Here is a 6,977-nt window from a genome sequence, read left to right on the forward strand (position 1 = left end):
GCCGCAGCAGCGGCATGGCCAGGGAAGCGGCGTCCATTCGTCAGCTTTCTTCGGCGGGGCTGTGGTCGAGCGGCGGGAAGATGTGCAGCCCGTCCGTCCCCAGCGGCAGGGGGACAGCGCGGTCCACCAGCGCCAGCGGCAGGGAGCCATAGAGATGCGGGAAAAGCTGGCCGCCGCGTGCCGGCTCCCACTTCAGCGCTGCGCCCAGTCGGCTGGCCTCGACGGCCACAAGGATCAGATCCGTCTCGCCGCGCCGGTGCTTGGCGGCGCTGCCCGGCAGCTGTTCGGCAGTCGAGAAATGCAGGAAACCATCGGCCTTGTCGTTGGCCGATCCATCATACTGTCCGCTCGCTTCGGCACTGCGCCAATCGGCTGCACGCGCCATGGTGTAAATCATTTTCGTCCGCATGCGCAGGACAGTAGGTCAAACCGGCGGTGGCCGGCAAGCGGCGGTGTCATGCGGTGCGAAGCCATGCAGGAGCGCCGAGGCTGATGCGCAACCCATTCCGGTCCAGCATGTCTTGGCCTTGCCGATAAAGCCGGGCTATGCTGTTCGCACAGAAACGATCAGAAGGATGCCGGGCCTATCCCGCCGCGATGCGGGCAACCGGCATTTCGCTTGCCCACCAGGAGTTAAGAAGATGCAGGCTTACAGCTATGTGGATGGCAAATGGCATGACGGCAATCCGCCGGTGCTGGGGCCGCTCAGTCACGCCACCTGGCTGTCCGGCATCATCTTCGATGGCGCCCGCGCCTTCGAGGGCACCACGCCCGACCTCGACCTGCATTGCGAACGCTCGATCCGTTCCGCCAAGGCGCTGGGCCTGCGCGCGCCGCTGACGGCGGGCGAGGTGCATGAGCTGTGCCTGGAAGGCGTGCGGAAATTCCCTAGCGGCACGCAGCTCTATATCCGTCCGATGTTCTTCGCCGAAAGCGGCTGGATCGACCCCGATCCCGAGACGACGCGCTTCATGCTGTCGGTCTATGAATCGCCGATGCCGGACCCGACCGGCAATTTCCGCGCGATGATCTCGCCCTATCGCCGGCCGACGCCGGAGACCGCCCCGACCGATGCCAAGGCATCCTGCCTCTATCCGAACAGCGGTCGGGCGATGCGGCTGGCGCGCGAGAGCGGCTTTGAGAATGCAGTGATCCTGGACCAGATCGGCAATGTCGCGGAATTCGCCACCTCCAACCTGTTCATGGTGAAGGACGGCACGGTGATGACGCCAGCGCCGAATGGCTGCTTCCTGAACGGCATCACCCGCCAGCGTGTCATCAAGCTGCTGCGCGACGCGGGAACCAGCGTGGTCGAATGCCAGGTGACGGTGAACGACCTGATGAATGCCGACGAGATTTTCTCCACCGGCAATTACGCCAAGGTGCAGCCCTGCACCGGCGTCGGTGATCGCAGCCTGCAGCCGGGGCCGGTCTATACGCTCGCCCGCAAGCTGTACTGGGAATTCGCCCATAAGGGGTGAGGCTGCCGGCGCCATAAGAGGGCTTTCTGGCCCCTATCAATCAGCATTTTTTATGTGTCACCCCCGCACTTGTTGCGGGGGGCCATTTTTCAGCGTGCACTTTCTTTGGTCGAGCTGGCTGATGTCTGGATTCCCGGCACAAGGCCGGGAATGACATGCGAGAACTAGAGTTGCTGCCCCCTCAGCCCGGCAGGACGGTGATCGCCGCTGCTGCCGGGGAATGCGGGTGGGCGCCGCCGTAATTCACGCCGCCTTCGCGCAGCACGACCTGCGGCGTGGCATAGCTGGTCGGTAAGATGGTCGGCTCGGTCAGCGTCACCGGCGCCACCTTCTCCAGCGCGTCCAGCACCGCGGCGTCAAGGTCCGGATGGGCCTCGATGCGGTCCGGGCCGTCGACATTGATGCGCGGTGCGTGCATTGCGGTCTCAAGGTCCATGCCGCGCTCCGCCAGGAACAGGCTGAGCTGGAACACCGCCGGGAAGATGCGCCGGCCGCCCGAGGCGCCGATCGCGAACCAGCCCTCGCCATCCTTCGTCACCATGGCCGGCGACATGTTGCACAGCGGGCGCTTGCCGGCAGCGATGGAATTTGCCCGGCCGGGGCGCGGGTCAAACCAGTTGATGCCGTTGTTCATCATCACGCCGGTCTTCGGCAGCACGACCTTCGAGCCGAAGACGGACAGCAGCGTATTGGTGAGGCTGACCATATTGCCCTCGGCATCGACCACGGAGAAATGCGTCGTGCAGCCCTGGCCGGCCATGTCGCCATCATGGCCCATCGATTCCATGCGGCGCTGGTAGGCGGCGGTCAGCGCCTTCGCATAGGCCGCGAAACAATTGGCATCGCTGGCGTTCTTCCCCAGGTCGGCGGGCAGCCGTGCCAGCGTGTCGGCGAAGGTCGGCCCGGCATTCAGCCCCGGCAGCAGATGGATAGTGCCCTGGCCGCGCTTGTGCTGCGTCGGCGTGGCGAAATGCGCCTTGTAGGCGGCAAGGTCGTCGCGGTCGAGGAAGCCGCCCATCTCCTTCATGTCGGCGGCGATGGCACGGGCGATCTCGCCCTCGTAGAAATCGCGCCGCCCGGCCTCGGCGAGGCGCGTCATGGTGTCGGCGAGATGCCCCATATCGAGGCGAGGGGCTGCGCCCTCGCCCTGTGCCGGCGGCAGGTCGTTCGGCATATAGACGGCAGACGTTGTCGGGAATTCGCGGATCGTCACCGCTTCGCCGGCAACGCGCAACGTCGTCCACCAATCGACCGGATGGCCGGCCTTTGCCGCCGCGATGGCGGGTTGCAGCAGCTCCGCCCAGGGCTTGGAGCCAAAGCGTTCATGCGCAAGGCCCAGCCCGTCCACCGCCCCCGGCACGGCGATGGAGAGCGGGCCTTTCAGGTTCCGCCCCTCCTTCACGGCGGGCCAGTTGAAGAAGTCCGAATCGGTGCCGCCCGAGGCCAGCGGGTAGGCGGCGATATCGAGCTTCTTCGGCGAGATCGCGGCGAAGTCGATGGCGTGGACCTTCTTCTCCTTCGCGCTGTAGATCAGCATGTAGCCGATGCCGCCCAGCCCGCTCATCCAGGGCTCGAACACCGACAGGGCGAAGGCGGTGGTCACCGCCGCATCGACGGCATTGCCGCCATCGGCCAGCACCTCGGCCCCCAGCCGTGCCGCCCGCGCACTTTGCGCGGCGACGATGCCGCCCTTGGAGCGGATGACGGGCTTGGTGATCTGCCAGTTTTCGATACGCGGCTGCATGGAATTTCCTTAGGCGAGGTGACGGAGATACTGGGCCATGAAGTCGAAATCGACCGACTTCGCATAGCCTTCGATAAGCTTTTTGGTGACCGGGCCGGGCACTTTACCTGCCCTTGGGCCGTCGCCGATTGTGCGGCCATTGATGCTGCGCACCGGGCAGATGCACAGGGAGGTGGAGGTCAGGAACATCTCGTCGGCGGTATAGGCGTCGTACAGGTCGATATCCGCTTCCGCGAAGGGGATGCCGAGACTCTCCGCCGCCTCGATGGTGTGGCCCCGGCTGATGCCCGGCAGCACGAAACGGCTGCGCGGTGTGAGCAGCCTTCCCTCGGTCACAACGAAGACGTTGCTACCCAGCCCCTCGCAGAGATTTCCGTCCTGGTCCAGCAGCACGGCCCAGGCCTCGGCATCCTGGGCGCGGGCCTCCAGGTCGGCGAGGATCAGGTTGATGTAATTGTGCGTCTTGGCGCGCGGGCTCATCGCGTCCGGCGGGGTGCGGCGGACCGACGGCACGATGACGTCGATGCCGTCGCGGTACAGCGGCGCGCGGTTCTTCAGCGGCAGCGGCAGGCATTCGACGATGACGGTAGGGCCGCTGTTCTGGGTGCCGGAGAAGCTTTCGCCGACGCCGCGCGAGATGCGCTGGCCGACCCAGTAATCCTCATCCTTGCCGATCAGGTGCAGGTTGCGCTCCAGCACTTCCTGGGAAATCCGCATCATCTCGGCAGGCGACATCTGCGGATCGATCTTCAGATAGGCGAGCGATTTGTAGAGCCGGTCCACATGCTCCTTCAGCTTGAAGATGCGGTGGCCGAAGGTGCGCGTCATGTCGAATACGGCGTCGCCATATTTGAAACCGCGGTCGCGGAACGGGATCAGCACCTGGCTTTCCGGGACGATCTGGCCGTTGAAATAGGCGACGCGCTCATTGGCGAGAGAACTCATGCTGGACCTCCCCATTCTTGTCTTTGCCGGGCCGCCGCGCCGGATGGCTGACGGCGATCTCCTGAAAATGTTAGGAATATTGAAGAGGAAGCGGCGGGGCCGCGCAATGCAAAGTCGGAGAATGTCGCCATGACAATCGGTATGGCCGCCATGCGCCTGCTCAGCATCGTGCTGATCAGTGCCGGTCTGGGCCTCGCGCAGCCGGCCGAGGCGCAGGGGCAGAAGAAGAATGGCGACAAGGATGCCGGGGCGAATGCGCAATGCGCCCGCCTGCCGGGGGGCAATGCACCGGTGGACCGGATCGCGCGTTTGTCCGGCCAGCTATCGGTGAACAGCCTGATCTTCACCTATTACGGCAAGCCGCTGGCCGAGCTGACATCATCCGACTTCGACGAGATAGAGGCGCTGACCGCGACCTGCCGCGGCTCGGCCGGTGATGCGATGAAGGAAATCCGCGCCTTCCGGGCGAAGGTGGAGGAGGCGAACGCCGCCCGCGGCAAGACCCTGGACTGGATTGAAAAGAGCCGGGTCGAGATCGGCCGCATGAAGGGCGGGCCAACCGATCTGGAGCGGCTGCAGGAATTGTGGGTGGAGATGCTGGCGCGCAGCGAGGAGATGCTGCCGACCGACCGTGCGCCGCTGGCCCGCGCCATCGTGCTGAAGCAGGAGGCTATCTACAAATCGACCGATCTGCCGCGGCAATCCCCGGTCTGGCCGCCCGAGCCTGTGACCGGGCAAGCGCCGCGCTAACCGGCTTGCGTGGCGGCAGTGTTAAGGTGAGTATCAACATACCCGCGTGACTGACGCTGAAGATGGAGCACCATCGGGGAGCGCGGGGATAAAGGCCGCGCGTCTGGGCATGTCTCTACAGCCAACGGAGAGTCCCCATGCCCGATGTTGCCAGCCTGCTCGCCTTCGCCCTGATCGCGCTTGGCATGGTCCTGACGCCCGGACCGAACATGATCTATCTGATCTCGCGCTCGATCTGCCAGGGGCGGGTCGCGGGGCTGATCTCGCTGGGTGGCGTCGCCCTCGGCTTCGTTTTCTACATGCTGTGCGCCGCCTTCGGCATCACCGCCATCGTGCTGGCCGTGCCCTATGCCTATGATGCGCTGCGTTTCGCCGGCGCGCTCTATCTGCTCTGGCTGGCCTGGCAGGCAGTGCGACCGGGCGGCCGCTCGCCCTTCCAGGTAAAGGACCTGCCCAAGGACAGCCCGCGCAAGCTGTTCGCCATGGGGTTTCTCACCAATTTGCTGAATCCGAAGATCGCGGTCATGTACCTCTCCCTGTTGCCGCAATTCATCGACCCGGCGCAGGGCAGCGTGCTGACCCAGTCGCTGGCGCTGGGCGCCACGCAGATCGTCATCAGCGTTGCCGTGAACAGCGTGATCGCGATTGCCGCAGGGTCGATCGCAGCCTTCCTGATCGCCCGGCCCGGCTGGATGGTGGCGCAACGGTGGCTGATGGGAAGCGTGCTGGCGGCGATGGCGGTTCGGATGGCGACCGAAGCCCGGCGCTGACCGGGCCCTTTACCGTCACGCAGCCTTGATTGGACGTGAGGGCGGTTTCCGGCCACGCTGCCCCGCATCGGGGGATGATGAGGGAGAGGGGATATGCGCCGGTTCATTCTGCTGGCCATCACGCATGGCGGCGCGCTAGCCATCGGCTTTGCGCTTGGAATTTACATGCTGCCGATCCTCACCGCACCGAAAGCGCCCGATGCCGGTGTGCTCAGCGAACAGGCGCAGGGCGCCAGCTTCACGGCGGCCTTCACGCGCGATCTGCGCGGCAGTGACTTCTTGCACTGGGGCGAAGGCAAGGTGAGCCTCACGCCGACCCGCATCGTGCATGAGGGAAAGCTGGCGCCAGGGCCGGATTACAAGCTCTATCTGCTCGACCGCTTCGTCGAGCATGAGGAGGAGTTCCTGCCGATCAAGGACAGTGCCCGGCTGATCGGCGATGTGAAGAGCTTCGACGGCTTCGTGCTGGACCTGCCGTCGGGTGTCGATCCGGCCGCCTACACCACTGTGCTGATCTGGTGCGAATCCTTCTCCGAATTCATCACGGCGGCTCGCTACAGGTGAAGGCCCTAGTGTGCGACTTGGGGCATGCGCCTTGGCATGAAGGCGATTTGACCATGCCACTCAAGAGCTTTTCCGGCTCGGAATAAAGTTAATTTGAAAAGAAAGTACCACTTTAAGGGCGCTGTTCTAAAGGCGGATGATAGTTTATCCTCTGTGTATATGACTGTATCTGTGAAAATTTTTAGAAATACCATGAATATCAAAAAAGTATCTATTATATTGTTTGATATTATTTTCAGTAAAAAATGCAGATTTTTTATAGTTAAGCGGGGCTTCTCTGGTTGTGATCTGTCGATCAAAAATGATATTTTTTCTTAGAAAGTGATTCTTAGGTTTTGATTCTGTTCAAATCTGTCCAAATCTGCGTTTTGGGATGAGCAGTTCAGTCTGCCGCGACGATCTTGAGTGTTGGCGGTGACTGTTGGGCTACTGCCGCGCTGCTTTGGGCTCTACAAAAAGTGGGGAAATAAGAGATGGCGACGGTGACGGGTACGGATGCGAGCGATTATCTGGTCGGGACGGCTGACGGGGATCTGGTGAATGGCGGTCTGGGGAACGACACGATCCGGGGTCTTGGCGGCAACGACACGCTGAACGGGGCGGAGGGTGCCGACGACATCGATGGCGGCGACGGCAATGACTGGCTGATCGGGTCTGGCGGAAATGACGTGCTGCAGGGCGGGATGAATGCAGACACGCTGGAAGGCGGTGCGGGCAATGACG

The 6,977-nt window shown here is 63.4% G+C and carries 8 protein-coding genes and 1 riboswitch; of the genes, 5 read left to right on the top strand and 3 right to left on the bottom strand.

All coding sequences use genetic code 11. From position 1 onward, the window contains the following. Window positions 1–40: 40 nt before the first annotated feature. Window positions 41–385 (bottom strand): DUF952 domain-containing protein, encoded by a 345-nt coding sequence (locus MK313_RS17450; protein ID WP_287783374.1) that lies wholly within the window; start codon window positions 383–385, stop codon window positions 41–43. 256 nt (window positions 386–641) lie between these two features. Between MK313_RS17450 and MK313_RS17455 the strand changes: the two genes are divergently transcribed. Next, on the top strand, window positions 642–1,481 hold the full coding sequence (locus MK313_RS17455) for a branched-chain amino acid aminotransferase (RefSeq protein WP_008945849.1): 840 nt from the start codon (window positions 642–644) through the stop codon (window positions 1,479–1,481). 181 nt (window positions 1,482–1,662) lie between these two features. On the opposite strand, the gene MK313_RS17460 is transcribed toward MK313_RS17455, so the two are convergent. Beyond that, on the bottom strand, window positions 1,663–3,225 hold the full coding sequence (locus MK313_RS17460; protein WP_287783377.1) for a gamma-glutamyltransferase family protein: 1,563 nt from the start codon (window positions 3,223–3,225) through the stop codon (window positions 1,663–1,665). Window positions 3,226–3,234: 9 nt separating this feature from the next. Then, entirely contained in the window at window positions 3,235–4,170 is a 936-nt protein-coding gene (locus MK313_RS17465; protein ID WP_287783379.1) for an aminotransferase class IV, read from the bottom strand. Window positions 4,171–4,299: 129 nt separating this feature from the next. Here MK313_RS17465 and MK313_RS17470 point away from each other — a divergent pair, with 129 nt between their 5' ends. From MK313_RS17470 to MK313_RS17485, 4 genes are all read left to right on the top strand, one after another. After that, window positions 4,300–4,920, top strand: a complete 621-nt coding sequence (locus MK313_RS17470) for a hypothetical protein (protein ID WP_287783382.1) — start codon at window positions 4,300–4,302, stop codon at window positions 4,918–4,920. A 36-nt stretch (window positions 4,921–4,956) separates the two neighbouring features. Beyond that, window positions 4,957–5,036, top strand: a riboswitch (ZMP/ZTP riboswitch). A gap of 21 nt (window positions 5,037–5,057) precedes the next feature. Continuing rightward, the gene (locus tag MK313_RS17475; protein ID WP_287783384.1) at window positions 5,058–5,690 is read left to right on the top strand and encodes a LysE family translocator; all 633 of its coding nucleotides are present in this window, start codon (window positions 5,058–5,060) and stop codon (window positions 5,688–5,690) included. A 93-nt stretch (window positions 5,691–5,783) separates the two neighbouring features. Next, window positions 5,784–6,254, top strand: coding sequence for a DM13 domain-containing protein (locus tag MK313_RS17480; protein WP_287783387.1), 471 nt, complete (start codon window positions 5,784–5,786; stop codon window positions 6,252–6,254). Window positions 6,255–6,727: 473 nt separating this feature from the next. Next, window positions 6,728–6,977, top strand: a 250-nt coding sequence (locus tag MK313_RS17485; RefSeq protein WP_416054152.1) for a calcium-binding protein, incomplete at its 3' end; no start/stop codon positions are given.

Origin of the sequence: Oceanibaculum sp., assembly GCF_022449305.1 — a bacterium.
Lineage (GTDB): Bacteria > Pseudomonadota > Alphaproteobacteria > Oceanibaculales > Oceanibaculaceae > Oceanibaculum > Oceanibaculum indicum.

Coding starts and splice junctions, on each gene's coding strand:
- MK313_RS17450 (WP_287783374.1), bottom strand. CDS start 385: ATGGCGCGTGCAGCCGATTGGCGCAGTGCCGAAGCGAGCGGACAGTAT.
- MK313_RS17455 (WP_008945849.1), top strand. CDS start 642: ATGCAGGCTTACAGCTATGTGGATGGCAAATGGCATGACGGCAATCCG.
- MK313_RS17465 (WP_287783379.1), bottom strand. CDS start 4,170: ATGAGTTCTCTCGCCAATGAGCGCGTCGCCTATTTCAACGGCCAGATC.
- MK313_RS17460 (WP_287783377.1), bottom strand. CDS start 3,225: ATGCAGCCGCGTATCGAAAACTGGCAGATCACCAAGCCCGTCATCCGC.
- MK313_RS17480 (WP_287783387.1), top strand. CDS start 5,784: ATGCGCCGGTTCATTCTGCTGGCCATCACGCATGGCGGCGCGCTAGCC.
- MK313_RS17475 (WP_287783384.1), top strand. CDS start 5,058: ATGCCCGATGTTGCCAGCCTGCTCGCCTTCGCCCTGATCGCGCTTGGC.
- MK313_RS17470 (WP_287783382.1), top strand. CDS start 4,300: ATGACAATCGGTATGGCCGCCATGCGCCTGCTCAGCATCGTGCTGATC.